Origin of the sequence: Bradyrhizobium sp. AUGA SZCCT0177 (genome assembly GCF_018130125.1) — a bacterium.
In the GTDB taxonomy this organism is placed as follows: Bacteria; Pseudomonadota; Alphaproteobacteria; order Rhizobiales; family Xanthobacteraceae; genus Bradyrhizobium.
In genome coordinates this window covers 171,540-185,959 of record NZ_JAFCMA010000006.1, presented here as the reverse complement: position 1 = coordinate 185,959, position 14,420 = coordinate 171,540, and the positions used below count along the sequence as shown (strand labels likewise).

Genomic DNA, 14,420 nt, shown 5'->3' with positions numbered 1-14,420 from the left:
CGCCTGTATAGCTCAGGGCGTAACTGGAGTTCGGCGATGACGCGAAATCTGGGCAGCCGGTATCAGGCGATCAAATCGCCCTGGACAGACTACGCAGTCTACAGCTTTCCGGATGCATCAAGCGTTGCAGCCCCCGACCGCCAACCGCTGATGGACGCGATGAACGGCATCATCGCCGTCAACTGGAAAGCCAGCGAGCCGCATTGGACGGCGGACGCCTCCCCGTTCGACAGCAAGTTCAGCCTCATTCTGGTTTTTAGCAGCTCAGGACTGGTCGCGTTTTCGGTCTATCGCGTGCTGAGGATCTCCAGTGGACTTGCAATCTATCGCAGTGGAACCGAAGTGCTCCCCGCCCATCAGGGCCGCGGGCTCTACGGATTTTTCACCTCGGAAGTTCTGAGGCGCTCAGGTGCCGCCGAGAAGGGTGACAGCGTGCTCTATGGATGGCGGACGCGAAATCCCATCGTATGGGCCGCCAATGCCAAGATCTGCGAGAAGGTTGCCCCCTCGCTGCTTGGGGACACGCAGGATCCCGCATTGCAAGCGGCCTGCATTGAGATGTGCTCCTCGCTGTACCCCGGCAAACTGCTGGAACTACCCGGCATGATCATGCGGGGCGCCTACGGCCACATTAAGCACCACCGGCAGGACTATCATGGCGCGGCGTCGCTGGTCGACGCCGCGATGTCCCGTGTGATTCCCGATACGGCCGATGCCCTGTTCTCGGTTGGATACGCGAGGGTATGATGTCGATGCCCGGACAACAGGCCATGATCGCACCGGTCTCGCGGTTCACCGATCGCGCCTATCTGGCCTGGGCAGCGGTGGCCATCGCCTACGCCATCGCGTTCCTGCAGCGCGTGTCGCCGCAATCGGTCAGCCTGAACCTCATGCACGACTTCAGCACCGACGCCGCCGGCGTCGCGATGCTCGCCTCCAGCTACTTCTGGGGCTACACGCTGATGCAGATTCCGGCGGGTCTTCTGGTCGACCGTTACGGCGTCAAGCGCGTGGTGCTGTTCAGTATGGTGGCATCCTCGCTCGGGAGTGCTGCGTTTGCGCTGGCGCCGAATATGCTCGACGTTTTTGCGGCGCGCCTTGTCATCGCTTGCGGCGACGCGCTGGTATTCACGGCGCTGTTGAAGCTCGTGGCGCAGAGCTTCAGCGACGAGCGGTTCGGCGTGATGTCAGGCATCTCGCAAGTATCCGGCTACGTCGGCGGGGTCATCGCGACGACGCCGCTCGCGGCCGCGGTAACCGGCTTCGGCTGGCGCGCGTGTTTCCTGTTCATCGCCGCCGTCGGATTGGCCAACCTTGCCTTCGCCAAGGTCGTGCTGAAGCCTGATCCGGTATCGCGCAGCAACAAGACGTTGAAGAGCGTCGTTGTGGCCGCCGGACAATCGCTGACCCAGCTCGCCAACTGGGGCTGCGCCATGACTTTTGCCTCTCACTTCGCCGTCGTGACGACACTGTCAGGCGTCTGGGGTATTCCGATGGTGGCTCATTTCTTCAATATCTCGCCGACGGCGGCCGCCACCCCCCTGCTCGCCTTCATGATCGGTAACGCGGTCGGCTCGATCTTTCTGGGTCACATGGCTGACCGCGCAGCAGCCGCGCTCGACACCGCGCTGATCCGCATCTGCGTGCTGCGGATGGTGCTGATTGCAATGCTGCTGCCGCCGATCGCACAGGCGTTCGGCCTGATCTACGTTACCATCGTGTTTACGGCGCTCGGACTTGTCGCCGGCGGGACGGTACCCCTGGTGCTGAAATGCACCAAGAAACTATACACCTCCGACCTTATCGGCGTCGGCGCGTCCGTGAACACGACGGCCGCGGGAATTTTCGCCGGCGCGGCACAGCCCGTCATCGGGTTCGCCATGATTGCCGCCAGTCCGCTTGCTGCCAGCGGCGGCATGCAAGGCGCTGCCGCGATCGGCGACGCCGGGTACAGCATGCTTATCGGAATTCTGCTGCTCATGTCGCTGCCGGGTATCGCCGGGCCGTTATTGATGAGGACCAAATTGATAGTTCGCTAGACGCATTGAACGTAGAGGGGCCGTTATGGAGCGTTTGTTTTTGAGAAAAGAGGAAGTCGCATCGAAGTATGCGGTGAGCAGTTGGCAAAGTGTCATGTTCTCCGAATTCGAAGCCCAGATGAGCAGCGAAGCGAGACCTTTTCCCTGTGTTTTCGGCGTGACCGGCCATCGGCAGGACCAGTTGCGCTATCTGTTCCTCGATCCCTACGACGTCGAGATTCTAGGCGTCCAACTCGCACGATACGTCTCCGAGTCCAGATCCTACGGTCCCAACACTTCGTTGATCGTATTCACCCGGCCTCGTCCGGTGCAGACGCTTGACGCCTATTACCGCAAGATGTGGCTGACGCTCGACCAGTTGGCACGGCTCGACAAGAGTCCATGGCCGGCAGAGATCCCCGAACAGATCGATCATCCAATGTGGGAGTTCTCATTCGCCGGAGAGCCAATTTTTGTGGTGTGCACGACGCCGGCACACGTGATGCGGCAAAGCCGCCGGTCGAGCGCCTTCATGCTCACCTTCCAGCCACGATGGGTGTTCGAGAAGATCCTCGGTAGCGAAAAGGCCGCCAACGCCGCGTTCGCCGAAGTACGCAAGCGGCTCATTCCCTACGACAATGCAAGCCCCTCACCGCATCTCGGCCGTTACGGTGCGGCCGACGGGCGCGAGTACCAGCAGTACTTCCTGCATGACGATAACGAATCCGGAGGAGGCTGTCCCTTCGCCAAGCTCGCGCAGAGCAAACCGCCTCAAATCGAAGACAAGGAGCAAGCGGCATGACCCAAATCATTGCAAGTCAGAAAACCGAGTTCGCTATCGATCCCGTCATCCTGAACCTGCTCCCCGAGCAAGGCAGCATCGAATTGCAGCATGACGCCGCGGGCAAGGTGCATCGCTTTCACACCCATCCGGTAGATGAAATCCTCGTGATCATTAGCGGCCGGCTGAATTTCATGTGGGATGGCGGCCAGCGCATCGTCGGCGCCGGCGATACCATCCACCTGCCCGCCGGCACGCTCCACCAATCCGAAGCGCTGGAGGGCGGCGCAGTCTACGCGATCGCGACCCGTCCACCCGCCCATCAAGCGAACAATTGAAGCAAGGCGCGCGTGCAATGGGGGTCAAGACAATGAGGGATCGTTAGACGAAGAGTCCGTCGCCACTCGTTCGACCAGCTCGATGATTTCGGAACGCTGACCGGACGGAAGTTTCACGAAAGCCTTCAACAGTCGCAGGCTTTCGATCGTTTCGCTCGATGGAGCTCCGAGTTTCTTCTGCAGCTCTGCAACATAAGTGGGATTTTTCATCTCGCACCTTAGAAGAGGAACAGGAATGGCATATCCAGGTAAACGTGAGGGCTTGGCCCAGAAAGTAGATACTGCTGCGCAAGAAGCCGAACGGCTCGGCCTGACGACGGCGACCCTGATACTTCGCATGGCTCGCCTGGAAATCGATCGCGCGGAGCCCGAACAGGTTGCAACTATGCCAAAAAACAACCTACGCAGCAAGCCGAACTGAACGGCCGAAACGGCCCGATTCGGTGCGGCGAGAGGGTCGGCGGGAAATGTGCGGGGCCGGGACCGGTCCGAATGGATCAGACCCGGCGCCGGTGACACGATTGGAAACGAAAGACAGCCGATCAGCCGGTATTGCTCGTCTTTCCGAAAGCCCCCGCCTCGGCCAAACCAGCGATACGGCGGTCATCGTATCCAAGCGTCTTGCGCAGCACTTCCTTGGTGTGCTCGCCGAGCAGCGGCGCAGCGACGGGATCGATCGTCGGCGTGAGGCTCATATTGAGCGGCGTTTCGATGTTGGGCACTGAACCAGCGGTCGGATGCGGGATGTGGCTGAGGCGATCGCGGTCGCGCACTTCCGGCGCGTTGAAGCCCTCCTCGACGGTGCGCAGATAGCCGACCGGTATGTTCGCCTTTTTCATCTTCGCCATCCAGTTCTCGAGCCGGTCGCTGGCAAAGACGCCGGCAATGATGGCGCGCAGCTTTTCCTTGTTGGCCGTTCGGTTTTTCCGGTGAGCGAACTCAGGGTCGGTCACGAGGTCGGGCCGTTCCAGCACCTCCGTCACAAGGCGGCGGTACAGCCGGTCGTTGGCACAGGCCATATAGAGCGGCCCGTCGGCGGCCTGATACACGCCGACCGTCGGCGAGCCGTTAGGTGAATTACCGAAACGACCGGGGTTCTCGCCGCTGATCAGGTAGGCCATGCCATAAAAGCCGGTCATCGCTACCGCGGTGTCGATCAACGCCACCTCAACCTGCTGGCCACGGCCGAGCCGGTCGCGCGCAATCAGAGCCAGCAAGATCGCGTTGCACGCCGACATTCCCGTCGCCATGTCCACGATCGGCGGGCCGGTTCGTACCGGCTGAGCATCCGGAAAGCCGTTCAGCGACATGAAGCCGCTTTCGGCCTGTGTGATCGGGTCGAACCCGGGGCGCAAGGCGAGCTCTCCCTTGCGGCCATAGGCCGAGATTGAGCAATAGACCAGTCGCGGATTGGTTGGAACGACCGACGCATAGTCGAGGCCGAATTTCTTCATCACGCCGCCAGAGAAATTTTCCACCACGACGTCCGCTTTCGCGATCAGTTCGCGCGCGACTACCAGCGCCGCCGGGTTGGTGAAATCCAGCGCAATACCGCGCTTGTTGCGGTTGAGACTGAGGAAGGCCGCACTCTCGCCGCCGATTTCCGCATGTTCATAATGACGCGTATCGTCGCCGCCATCCGGATTTTCGATCTTGATCACCTCGGCGCCAAAGTCGGCCAGCGTTTGCGTACAGGCGGGCCCTGCAACAACACGGGTGAAATCGACGACCAGCAGACCATCGAGGGCGGTCGGTTCGCCCTTGGCGCGCGGCGTGCGCTCCGGCAATTGCGGTCTGGCAGTCATGTCGGGCATTTCCTCGTGTTATTTTGCCTGGCGGAACGGATCGCGGCCGCCGCGAACGGTGCTTCATGGCCTTTTACCGGAAGCCCGCAGCCAACGCCAAACCCCGAATTTGCAGGGCGGGACCTGCCTCTGACATAGCTCTCTCCCAAACGAACGGCCCCCCGATCGGGTTTACCCCGACCGGGCAGCGCAATACTTCGCTTAGTCGCGTCGAAAGCAGTGTCGCAGCGGGTATCGCGAATACTTTTCCCCGGGAAGCGCTTCGCCCGATCCATCCGGCAACCCGCTAACCTGCACTTCGACTGGTGAGGCAGTGTCCGCATGCTTCATCACTTATGTCTCCGTACAAACAACAGAGAGTCTGGATCAGATCAGTTTGCTCCACGGAAACAACATCGATACCCGCTGCTCGTAACGACGATATTCGTCGCCAAACATGCCTATGAGGTCGCCCTCTTCGAGCAATATCCCGACGAAGATGTAGGCGGTGGTCACCGCCGCGAACAACAGATGTCCGACGCTCATGGTCGGCGCCGCCCAAAACGCGATGATGAAGCCGAGATAGATCGGATGCCGCACGAAATTGTAGAGCAGCGGCGGCGGGAAGATCGATGGCGGCATCTGCCGACCGGTCAGGTGGTTGGTGACCTGGTGCAATCCGAACAAATGATTGGTGAGGAATGTGCTGGTGAACACGATCACCCAGCCGACAAATGACAATATGGCGATCGTTGCGGCCATTTCGGGCTCTTCGATATGCCAGACGACGGTCGGAATCGGCCGCCATTGCCAGAACAGCAGCAGCAACGTCAGGCTGGCAAACAGCACATAGGTGCTGCGCTCGAACGGTTTCGGAATAAACTGCGTCCACCATTGTTTAAGGCCCCTACGCGCCATCACGCCGTGTTGAATGGCAAACAGCGACAGCAACGCGAGATTGACGGCGATCGCTTCAAAACGGGCGAATTCGCGCCGGTATCGATGGCCTTCGGCACGACCAGGTCCGATACGAACCCGATCGCATACAAAATCGTGAAGAGAAATGTGAAATAGGCCACAGCGTCGAACAGAAATGCAGTGAATTTGAGCATTCGATTTGTCGGCATGACTGAGCCAATGGCTCGGGCTTCGGACATGAAATTAACTCCGTGGAGGGCAATGGGATCGCGACTTCGGTTTTTGCAGGATGACTGAAACGCGCCGACAAGACTTTGCCTGACGCTTGATCTCTCCATGAGACGGACTTGATTGTTTGTTGAGAAAGGATGCGACAACGCACGTGAAATTTGACTTCGACAAGTACGCTCTGGACACCAATCTTCGCGAGTTGCGCCGCGACGGCGAACTGGTTGCGATGCAGCCGCAAGTATTCGACTTGCTGGTTCATCTGTTGAAGCGTCGCGATCACGTCGTCAGCCGGAACGACCTCATCGCGCTGGTTTGGGGCGGTCGGACCGTGTCGGACTCAACGCTCGACAGCCGCATCAACGCCGCCCGAAACGCCATCGGCGACTGTGGCAAGGAGCAACGGCTGATCCGGACAATTCCGCGAAAGGGTCTTCGTTTCGTTGGAACCGTGAACGAGCAGGTGAATGGCGTTCATCCGCCCCCCGAGCCAGCCGAGGCCGCTGCTGAACCCCGGCCATTGCCATTACCGGATCGACCGGCGATTGCCGTATTGCCGTTCGACAACATGAGCGGCGACCAGGAACAGGAATACTTCTCTGACGGGATCAGCGAAGACATCATCACCGCGTTGTCGAAATTGCGCTGGTTCTTCGTCATCGCCCGCAATTCGTCGTTTTCCTACAAGGGCAAGGCGGTGCATCTGAAGCAGGTCGCCGCCGAACTGGGGGTGCGCTACGTCCTCGAAGGCAGCGTGCGCAAGAGCGGCGATCGCGTGCGCATCACCGCGCAACTCAACGACACTGCGACCGGCAGCCACGTCTGGGCAGAGCATTACGACCGCGATCTGGTCGACGTATTCGCCGTGCAGGATGAGATCACCGATGCCATCGTCTCGGCGATCGAGCCGCAGATCTATGCCGCCGAGAACTTCCGCAGCCGGCGCAAACCACCGAACAGCGTGGACGCGTGGGACCTTGTTATGCGGGCGCTGTCGCATCATTGGCGCGTGACGCGGACGGACAGCGCCGCCGCTCAGACGCTCCTGGAACAGGCGATTGCGATCGATCCGAATTACGGCCAGGCGCTGGCCCTGATCGCCACCAACCACATGTTCGGCGTGCATCTGGGCTGGGCGGACATTACGACCGTAGCCCCCATCGCCGAGCGCGCGGCGCTTGCTGCCATTGCTGCCGACAGCGAGGATGCGTGGGCGCACACCGCGCTCGCCAGCGTCTATTTCTCCACCCGCCGCCTCGACCAAGCGCTGGCCGAATTCGAGCTGGCGTTACAGCTCAACCCGAACTTCTCGCTGGCTCAAGGATACTACGCGCTGGCGCTGTCCTATTGCGGGCGATGGCAGGACTCCTATGCGGCCGCGCAACGCGCCATCCGCCAGAGCCCGCGCGATCCCTCGTCCGCGATCTATTACGGCGTCGCCGCCTATGCCCAGTTCGTCGGCAGGAACTATTGCGAGGCGATTTCGCTCGCGCGCGAAGCGACCCGCCAGCGCGGCGATCTTAGCGGCGCCTACCGCGTGCTGACGGTAGCCGCCGGCATGGCCGGGAAGATCGACGTCGCCAAAGCTGCGCTCGAGGAGCTGCGGCGGACCCAGCCCAATATCTCGCTGGCCTGGATCGCGACGCAGTTACCCTGGAAACTCGACGCCGATCGGGAGCATTATCTAGAGGGGTTCCGCCGCGCTGGGCTGGAATAATGCTTCATCGCGGGGGCGTTTTGACGGGATTGGCGTTCGCGAACCCATAGATCAGTGCTAGTCGGTCGAGGCATTCGCAGAACCGACGTGCGAAATAGTCCTTCCAGCGCTGGGTGAGCAATCCCCGCCGTTGCCCGACCTGCGCCATAGTCAAGCCGTGGACAAGGACGTCATGCACCAGCGCCGAACCGTCGGCACCGAGTTCGCGCTCGGCGCGATTGAGCCTCAGCACGGCCTTGCGCTGCCCCTCGGTGATCGGCTCGCGCATCTGACCGCCATCCACGTACTCCCTGGTCGGATCGACAGCGCGCGGGCCGCGCTCGGCTCTCTCCCAATCGCTCTGAAAGGCCCGCCCGCCCTGGTACTGCGCCTCGTCGATCTGGCGATGCGAATGCAGACGGGCAAGCGGATCGTTGCGGATGGAGCGCAGGGCAACGATCTTCTCACCCGGCTCCAGCGCCAGGGGATTGTCAACCTCGACGGTCGCGACCTCGGCGTTGCGTGGCAAATCCCGGGATTTCCGGTCATGGGCCCTTGCAGGGTTATACGGCTTGTTCCGCTTGGCTCTCGGCATGTCGGATGATCTCCTTTCAAGAACGATGGGATTTGGATTGCGCGCGGAAGAACCCGGCGTTGCTGTTCATGCCGTCTCAACCAGCTTGAGCAAGACAGTGCACGCCGTGCGTTCCGATGGCGTGCCGGGGCCGCGGCTCAAATGAAAATGCGGTGTGCAGTAACTCGAGCCAGGCCGGCGTGGATGACCGCAGAAGGTGATGGCTTCCCCCTCTTCGTCCCCACCGTAAGGGTAGCGGCAATTGCCGCGTTCCAGTTCGATCAGGGAAAGATGGAGCGGATCGATCTCGACACAACGCAGCTCGACCGGCTTCGTCCCTCTAAGCGGCGGCACCGGCCATGGAAACCTGGGCGATGTTGCCTCTACCAGGTGAATTTGGCCCGGCCGGGTCAACTGCGGCTCCACGCCTGGGGACGATCCGGACCGATCGTCCCCGGCGAGCCCCATCCGCCTGGCACGGCCCAGCACGGCGTTGCGCGAGTAAGCTGTGTTGAATTTCCTGTTGATAGTTGCCGCGATCCGGGCAAAGGACAAATGCAGGGCAAAAAGCTCCCGCAGCGCGCCCGAGTGCTCGGGCGCCCAGTCTGTTGGTTCCATTACCGAATTTCCTGTTTCTTTCAGCGCCGCCCGGCGCCCCCTCGTTTATTTCCGATATTCCGAACAAAAAGTCAAGCTTGTTTCTGGTAATCGTAACTGCTAGTGTTTCCGAAATTCGGGAAAGGATGAACCATGCTGGACGTCAAAATGATCGAACGGGCACTTGAGAGGACGGGTAAGAGCAAGGGTGGCCTGGCGGACGCCATGGGGGTCCGTGCGGGCGCAGTCTCGGAAATCCTGTCCGGGATACGGCTGATCAAGGCGTCCGAGATCGCGCCGATCACGGAATATCTCGGGTTGAATTCGGTGCCGATCATGGGGCGCGTCGGCGCCGGCGCAACGATCGAGCCGGAGCATGAACAGGTGCCGCCGGAGGGCCTCGGCGAGGTCGAACTGCCCTTCCCGATGGCCGAAGAGACCATCGCCTTTGAAGTTGCAGGCGATTCCATGCTGCCAAAGTACGAAAATGGCGACGTTATCGTGGTTTTCCGCGATCAGCGCCATCCGCTGTCGAGCTTCTACGGCGAAGAGGCTGTCGTGCGCCTGAAGACCGGCGAGCGCTATTTGAAGACGATCGAGCGAGGAAAGTCCTCACCTCTGGTCAATCTCAAGAGCTTCAACGCCAAGCCGATCACGGGCGTGAAACTCGAATGGATCGGCGAGATCTGCGTCACCCTGCCGCGGGGTCAGATCGAACGCCTGCGCAATAAGGCGGCTGCGAAGACACGCAAGGCGGCCAAGGCAAAATAGCGGACGGGATGCCGGAGAAAGGGAAGCGATTCGGCAGGTAAAGCCATCAAGTGATTCGGCCGCCGGCCGTCGGGAGCAGGCCACACGCCGCCTTGATTGCTGTTTTACCGAATTCTCGCTTGACTTTTTCTGGTTTTCAGCAATACTGGTGTCATCCGTTCCAGGGTGACTGACAGATTGCCAAATATGCAGTATTTCGTCGTGATGATCGATTACGGCCGGCGTGGCCGCGAGGCCATTGTCGATCCTGAAATCACCCGGCGCGAGGTCATCTCGCGGATTGCGTCGGGTGAATACAGGAACATCAGTTTTATCCATGAAATCGTCGATTCCTCCGTCGAGGACATAACCGCCGACATTCTGAACGAAGCCGCGCTTCCCGACATTGGCGCGGCAAGCGTCGATCTGCAGGCCGACCAGTTCGACCACCGACGCGACCTGCGAAAACATGAAACCGTCTGAACTCGGGCAACCCTGTTCCGTCGTCAAAATAATGTGATCATTAACGGGCTTTGATCGCCGGCGGCTTCCTTAATTATTCGTCACGCAAAGTCTACTCGGACGGCGCAGACAATTGCGCTACATAAGCGATTCGATTTTCTCCGGCTTGCAAAGTTCATACACTCCATGTTTCCGTCAATGAAGGCCGAGATTGCCGCACGCGACGGCGATCCCCGGCTCAGTCTGCTGCTTGGTATCGCTGCCTGGTTCTTATTTCTGGATCACATTCCGCATAACGCAGTCAGCCTGTTGACCCTGCGGAATTTCGGATTCAGCGGCGCAACCGACCTGTTCGTGTTCGTCGGCGGCTATACCGCCGCAATCCTCTATGGAAAAATGATGCTGGAGCGCGGTTTCCTGGTCACCGCTACCCGCATTTTCAGGCGCGTATGGCAGCTATACGCCGCCTATGTCGTCCTGTTCGTGATCTATATCGACTTGATCGGATACGTCGCCAGGAAATCGGCGGCGCCCGAAATCATCCACGAATTCAATGTCGCCGGAATCCTCGGCCACACGATCCGGACATTGATTTACGGCCTGCTGCTCCAGGCCAAGCCGCTCAACCTCGATGTGTTGCAGCTCTTCATCGTCCTGATGGCATTTTTTCCGGTCGTATTGTTCGGAATGTTGCGCCGGCCGAACCTGACGGCAGCCGGGTCGATTGTCCTTTACCTCGCCGCCCGCAAATTCGACTGGAATCTATCCTCATTTCCAGACGGGCACTGGTATTTCAATCCATTCGCCTGGCAGTTGCTGTTCGTGCTCGGCGCCTGGTTCGCGTTGGGTAGCGCGAGGCAAATGCGGACGATTCGTTCGCTCCAGGATCTTTCGATCCTGCGCATACTGGCTTTGCTCTATCTCTTGTTCGCGTTGATCGTGACCGTAACGGGAAACGTGCCGCAGCTGGCTGGAATCGTTCCTGACGCCGTGCTCGATTTCTTCCTTCCAAATGAAAAGGAAAATCTGGCCCCTTACAGGGTACTTCATTTCCTCACTCTTGCCTTCCTCTTCTCGTTCGCGGTCCCGAGAGACTGGCATGGGTTTCAACGGCCAGCCCTGCGGCCGATCGTGAAGTGCGGGGAAGAATGGTTGCCTGTCTTCTGCGCCGGTGTCTTCCTTTCCTTTGCAGGGCATTTCTTCCTGATCACGGGACCGAATTCGCTCGCGATGCATTTCCTGGTCAGCATCGCCGGAATCGCGATCATGGCGGGCGTTGCCTATTACACGTCGTGGTCCAGGCGGCAGGACTACAAACCTGCGCTCAGCACTCGTTACTGAGCGAGGCTGCGGTCCACCAAACCGCTACGGCGCGTATTCGATGTGGGCGCGGATCGAATGGTTGACCTGATCGATCCAGCCGAATTTCTGCACCGCTGCGATCATGTTCGACAGGCCATCCTGCCACCACGCCTCGTATGTGAGCGAAGGCCAATCGCGCAAGACCTTCTCCGAAATCCAGGCGTGCTCGCGGTCGCTGCGCACGGCCACGCTGCCAAGCAGTTTTGCCTGCACGGTGGAATCCATCGCCCCTTCGATGCGGACCGAGAATGCCTTGAAATTTTCGGGGTCATCGATTTCGACGGATCGGCTCGATGCGATAACGCGAATGATCATCCTTGGTGTTCCTGGACGGTCTGCGCCACGCGCTCCCGCGCCACGGGCAGCATCTCGCGCGCAAAGATGCCAGCGGAGTGCAGTACCTCCGGTTGGCTGAGGTTGCCGAACGAAAACTGGCTGATGAAGTAGTTGGCGCCCGCCTCCTCGGTCATCCTTCTGACCTGCTCCCGGATCGTGCCCCGTGATCCCGCAATCGCTCCGCCGTTTTGTACCATCGTATCGAAATCCTCGGGCAGCCGGGCGAAACGCGGCTGCGTACCGTGCTTCTTCCAGAGCTTCATGAAGCTGCTGTAGAAGTTCGGCCAGGCACGGCGACCAAGCGCCATCGCCTCCCGGTCGCTGTCGGCCGCCACCACAAAACGGTTGATCCCGAGCAGCGGCAGCTGTTCCGGCGAATTGCCCGCCGCAGCCCATTCGGCGCGAAAGCGGTCGGTAATCTCACGTACCCGCGGCAGCGGCCCGCCGCACACGATGTTGATCCTGTTCTGCGCCGGCCAGACCGCGCCCTCGGGCACCGGGACCGCGTACCATAGCGGCGGGTGCGGAAGCTGCGCCGGTTTCATGTCGATCGGCACGTTCGTGAACTGATAGTGCTTGCCTTGAAAATTCACCTCGGCCTGCGTCAGCGCCTGCATGATGACGGTGTAGGCCTCGACATACATCGCCTGTGCCTGGTCCGGATCGACGCCAAAATAATGCAGCTCATGCGGCGACGCGCCTCGGCCGATCCCGACCTCGATCCGGCCCCGGCTCAGATGATCCAGCATGCAGATTTCTTCGGCCAACCGCAGCGGATGGTGCGCCGGCAATACGTAGACCAGCGCACCGAGGCGCAGACGCTTGGTGCGCTGCGCCGCCGCTGCAAGGAACACACTTGGCGATGGCGTCAAATTGAGCGGCGTCGAATGGTGCTCGCTCATATGGTATGTACGGAATCCGGCTTGATCGTAGAATTGGATCAATTGCAGCCGATTTTCATATTGTTCGCTGAGCGGATAGGGCCCGTGATCGTTTTGATCGAAGACTCCGAACTGCATTGCAACACCCCGAGGACGTCTTTTCCGGCCCGCCACGATGGTACCTGCGGCGACGACCGGCGCGTCGTAAGAGGATGTTACATGGCAAACGCCAGACCTTCCAGCACCGAGACCGCGAAGGGCGTCTCTCTCAATCCGGCGGCAATGCCCGCTTTAGCCGTGCCTCGCTGTCGCGCAGCGTTACCGAATCGAGTTTCCCTTGAGAAGATGCCTCCTTGGCGCACGCGAAGATCCGGTAAAATTGCGTACCGTCGAAGGCGACCAGCAGCAGATCGACGCCGGCATTGAGCGCCTCCACCACCGCTGTGCAGACATTGTTCTGATAGATCGCGCCCATCACCAGATCGTCAGTCATGATGACGCCCTGATAATTCCACTTCTTGCGAACGATGCCGTCAACCACAAGCCGGGAATGCGACGCCGCGCGGTCGGGATCGACAGCGGTCAGCGTCACGTGCCCGATCATTAACTGCGCCCTGGAGCCCGCCAGCACATCCCGAAACGGCCGCCAGTCGGACGCTTCGAGCTCCGCCAGAGGCGTGTCGAGACCGGCACTGAAGTGATGGGTATCGGCACGAACCCGCCCCAGCCCCGGAAAGTGCTTCACGGTCGCACCGACACCAACGTCCTCAAGCCCATGGACATAGGACCTGGCGATGTCGGCCACGATGGCCGGATCGTCGGAAATCGCGCGGTGGCCGATCAGCGTGTTGAAATCGAACCGGTTACGCTTCGCGTCGGGTCGCAAATCCAGCACCGGCGCCAAATTGAGGTTGACGCCAAGCGCCGCCAGTTCCTGACCATGAGTTCGCCCGAACGCCTCCGCTTTCTCCGTGCGAACATCCGGCGGAAGGCTCGCCAACGTCGAGAGCGCAGGCAATTTGGTCAGGGGCGGCGACAGATGCGAGACGATGCCGCCCTCCTGGTCGGCGGCGACAATCAATGGCGGCAGGCCGGCGGCACGTCGTTTTTCCTGAAGCGCCGAGAGTTCAGATTTCAGCGTCGCCGGTGCTCTTCGTACATTGTGTTTGGTGATGTAGATGCCGGCGATCAGGCCTTTCTCAGCCAAAGCAGCCACTTCAGGGAATGATGAATACCCCACCATGAAATGCTGGCCGAGGCTACGCGCCTGCGCGACGTCGGTCTGCAGAACGTTTCGTCTGCGCAACTCGAACGAGGCTTGCGCGCACAGCATTGACAGCGGCGGCAGGCACCACAGCAGGACCAGCAGTTTTCCCGCGATCCCTCGCCTGCGCCAGTAACCGCTGCGAATCAGGCAGGCGAGAACGCCAATGCTCACCACGACAAGAACGATGTTACCCGTACCACGCAACGCAATCAGATAAGGATCGTTCTTGTTCGCCGCGATGAAAATGAAAGCCAACCCCGCGAACCAGGCCAGGCCGACGCCGATACGTTTGATGATTTGCATGAAGGACGATGCTGTGTGCGTGTGTGACAGGCGAGACCATCGCCGTATCAAACTTGTTATTGCCGCGCGAGCGCATAAGCGTGGCTGCACAGAAACTGCATAAGAATCCTGAAGTCTTGCAGACC

16 protein-coding genes and 1 pseudogene are annotated in these 14,420 nt (G+C 60.2%); 9 read left to right on the top strand and 8 right to left on the bottom strand.

The window, feature by feature from the left end; all coding sequences use genetic code 11:
* Positions 1-36: 36 nt before the first annotated feature.
* The 4 genes from JQ597_RS09450 to JQ597_RS09435 are packed head-to-tail and all read left to right on the top strand — an operon-like array spanning position 37 to position 3,137.
* The gene (locus JQ597_RS09450) at positions 37-747 is read left to right on the top strand and encodes a hypothetical protein (protein WP_212263916.1); all 711 of its coding nucleotides are present in this window, start codon (positions 37-39) and stop codon (positions 745-747) included.
* Positions 747-2,039: an MFS transporter gene (locus JQ597_RS09445; RefSeq protein ID WP_212263915.1), complete on the top strand. Its 1,293-nt coding sequence runs from the start codon at positions 747-749 to the stop codon at positions 2,037-2,039. The genes JQ597_RS09450 and JQ597_RS09445 overlap by 1 nt, the downstream gene beginning before the upstream one ends.
* A gap of 25 nt (positions 2,040-2,064) precedes the next feature.
* Positions 2,065-2,820 carry a YqcI/YcgG family protein gene (locus tag JQ597_RS09440; protein WP_212263914.1) on the top strand — a complete coding sequence of 252 codons (756 nt, stop codon included), beginning with the start codon at positions 2,065-2,067 and terminating at the stop codon, positions 2,818-2,820.
* On the top strand, positions 2,817-3,137 hold the full coding sequence (locus JQ597_RS09435; RefSeq protein WP_212263913.1) for a cupin domain-containing protein: 321 nt from the start codon (positions 2,817-2,819) through the stop codon (positions 3,135-3,137). Before JQ597_RS09440 ends, JQ597_RS09435 begins: the two co-directional genes overlap by 4 nt.
* A 24-nt stretch (positions 3,138-3,161) precedes the next feature.
* On the opposite strand, the gene JQ597_RS37580 is transcribed toward JQ597_RS09435, so the two are convergent.
* Complete coding sequence (locus JQ597_RS37580) at positions 3,162-3,347, bottom strand: hypothetical protein (RefSeq protein WP_249133246.1); 186 nt, start codon at positions 3,345-3,347, stop codon at positions 3,162-3,164.
* Between the two features lie 25 nt (positions 3,348-3,372).
* Between JQ597_RS37580 and JQ597_RS09430 the strand changes: the two genes are divergently transcribed.
* The gene (locus JQ597_RS09430; protein WP_212210050.1) at positions 3,373-3,558 is read left to right on the top strand and encodes a hypothetical protein; all 186 of its coding nucleotides are present in this window, start codon (positions 3,373-3,375) and stop codon (positions 3,556-3,558) included.
* A 121-nt stretch (positions 3,559-3,679) separates the two neighbouring features.
* On the opposite strand, the gene JQ597_RS09425 is transcribed toward JQ597_RS09430, so the two are convergent.
* A complete protein-coding gene (locus JQ597_RS09425; protein ID WP_212263912.1) occupies positions 3,680-4,942 on the bottom strand; it encodes a CaiB/BaiF CoA transferase family protein in 1,263 nt (420 codons plus the stop codon).
* 366 nt (positions 4,943-5,308) lie between these two features.
* Positions 5,309-6,078: pseudogene (gene mddA / locus JQ597_RS09420) on the bottom strand (methanethiol S-methyltransferase).
* Between the two features lie 143 nt (positions 6,079-6,221).
* Here mddA and JQ597_RS09415 point away from each other — a divergent pair.
* Positions 6,222-7,784, top strand: coding sequence for a winged helix-turn-helix domain-containing tetratricopeptide repeat protein (locus JQ597_RS09415; protein ID WP_212263911.1), 1,563 nt, complete (start codon positions 6,222-6,224; stop codon positions 7,782-7,784).
* A gap of 4 nt (positions 7,785-7,788) precedes the next feature.
* On the opposite strand, the gene JQ597_RS09410 is transcribed toward JQ597_RS09415, so the two are convergent.
* Both JQ597_RS09410 and JQ597_RS09405 read right to left on the bottom strand, forming a co-directional pair.
* Positions 7,789-8,358: a DUF6456 domain-containing protein gene (locus JQ597_RS09410; protein ID WP_212263910.1), complete on the bottom strand. Its 570-nt coding sequence runs from the start codon at positions 8,356-8,358 to the stop codon at positions 7,789-7,791.
* A gap of 66 nt (positions 8,359-8,424) precedes the next feature.
* Positions 8,425-8,955 (bottom strand): GcrA family cell cycle regulator, encoded by a 531-nt coding sequence (locus JQ597_RS09405; protein WP_212263909.1) that lies wholly within the window; start codon positions 8,953-8,955, stop codon positions 8,425-8,427.
* A 132-nt stretch (positions 8,956-9,087) separates the two neighbouring features.
* On the opposite strand from JQ597_RS09405, the gene JQ597_RS09400 reads away from it, so the two are divergent.
* The 3 genes from JQ597_RS09400 (at position 9,088) to JQ597_RS09390 (ending at position 11,487) form a co-directional block, all read left to right on the top strand.
* On the top strand, positions 9,088-9,705 hold the full coding sequence (locus tag JQ597_RS09400; RefSeq protein ID WP_212263908.1) for a LexA family transcriptional regulator: 618 nt from the start codon (positions 9,088-9,090) through the stop codon (positions 9,703-9,705).
* Positions 9,706-9,891: 186 nt separating this feature from the next.
* Positions 9,892-10,167, top strand: a complete 276-nt coding sequence (locus JQ597_RS09395; protein WP_212263907.1) for a hypothetical protein — start codon at positions 9,892-9,894, stop codon at positions 10,165-10,167.
* Positions 10,168-10,332: 165 nt separating this feature from the next.
* Positions 10,333-11,487 (top strand): OpgC domain-containing protein, encoded by a 1,155-nt coding sequence (locus JQ597_RS09390; RefSeq protein WP_212263906.1) that lies wholly within the window; start codon positions 10,333-10,335, stop codon positions 11,485-11,487.
* Between the two features lie 24 nt (positions 11,488-11,511).
* Here the strand turns inward: JQ597_RS09390 and JQ597_RS09385 are convergent, their stop codons facing one another.
* The 3 genes from JQ597_RS09385 to JQ597_RS09375 all read right to left on the bottom strand — a co-directional run bounded on the left by JQ597_RS09385 (position 11,512) and on the right by JQ597_RS09375 (position 14,295).
* Positions 11,512-11,823, bottom strand: a complete 312-nt coding sequence (locus JQ597_RS09385) for a hypothetical protein (RefSeq protein ID WP_212263905.1) — start codon at positions 11,821-11,823, stop codon at positions 11,512-11,514.
* Positions 11,820-12,863 (bottom strand): LLM class flavin-dependent oxidoreductase, encoded by a 1,044-nt coding sequence (locus JQ597_RS09380; protein WP_212263904.1) that lies wholly within the window; start codon positions 12,861-12,863, stop codon positions 11,820-11,822. Before JQ597_RS09380 ends, JQ597_RS09385 begins: the two co-directional genes overlap by 4 nt.
* A gap of 130 nt (positions 12,864-12,993) precedes the next feature.
* Positions 12,994-14,295: a glycoside hydrolase family 3 N-terminal domain-containing protein gene (locus JQ597_RS09375; protein ID WP_212264005.1), complete on the bottom strand. Its 1,302-nt coding sequence runs from the start codon at positions 14,293-14,295 to the stop codon at positions 12,994-12,996.
* Positions 14,296-14,420: the final 125 nt, after the last annotated feature.

Coding starts and splice junctions, on each gene's coding strand:
- JQ597_RS09450 (WP_212263916.1), top strand. CDS start 37: ATGACGCGAAATCTGGGCAGCCGGTATCAGGCGATCAAATCGCCCTGG.
- JQ597_RS09445 (WP_212263915.1), top strand. CDS start 747: ATGTCGATGCCCGGACAACAGGCCATGATCGCACCGGTCTCGCGGTTC.
- JQ597_RS09440 (WP_212263914.1), top strand. CDS start 2,065: ATGGAGCGTTTGTTTTTGAGAAAAGAGGAAGTCGCATCGAAGTATGCG.
- JQ597_RS09435 (WP_212263913.1), top strand. CDS start 2,817: ATGACCCAAATCATTGCAAGTCAGAAAACCGAGTTCGCTATCGATCCC.
- JQ597_RS37580 (WP_249133246.1), bottom strand. CDS start 3,347: ATGAAAAATCCCACTTATGTTGCAGAGCTGCAGAAGAAACTCGGAGCT.
- JQ597_RS09430 (WP_212210050.1), top strand. CDS start 3,373: ATGGCATATCCAGGTAAACGTGAGGGCTTGGCCCAGAAAGTAGATACT.
- JQ597_RS09425 (WP_212263912.1), bottom strand. CDS start 4,942: ATGACTGCCAGACCGCAATTGCCGGAGCGCACGCCGCGCGCCAAGGGC.
- JQ597_RS09410 (WP_212263910.1), bottom strand. CDS start 8,358: ATGCCGAGAGCCAAGCGGAACAAGCCGTATAACCCTGCAAGGGCCCAT.
- JQ597_RS09405 (WP_212263909.1), bottom strand. CDS start 8,955: ATGGAACCAACAGACTGGGCGCCCGAGCACTCGGGCGCGCTGCGGGAG.
- JQ597_RS09400 (WP_212263908.1), top strand. CDS start 9,088: ATGCTGGACGTCAAAATGATCGAACGGGCACTTGAGAGGACGGGTAAG.
- JQ597_RS09395 (WP_212263907.1), top strand. CDS start 9,892: ATGCAGTATTTCGTCGTGATGATCGATTACGGCCGGCGTGGCCGCGAG.
- JQ597_RS09390 (WP_212263906.1), top strand. CDS start 10,333: ATGTTTCCGTCAATGAAGGCCGAGATTGCCGCACGCGACGGCGATCCC.
- JQ597_RS09385 (WP_212263905.1), bottom strand. CDS start 11,823: ATGATCATTCGCGTTATCGCATCGAGCCGATCCGTCGAAATCGATGAC.
- JQ597_RS09380 (WP_212263904.1), bottom strand. CDS start 12,863: ATGCAGTTCGGAGTCTTCGATCAAAACGATCACGGGCCCTATCCGCTC.
- JQ597_RS09375 (WP_212264005.1), bottom strand. CDS start 14,295: ATGCAAATCATCAAACGTATCGGCGTCGGCCTGGCCTGGTTCGCGGGG.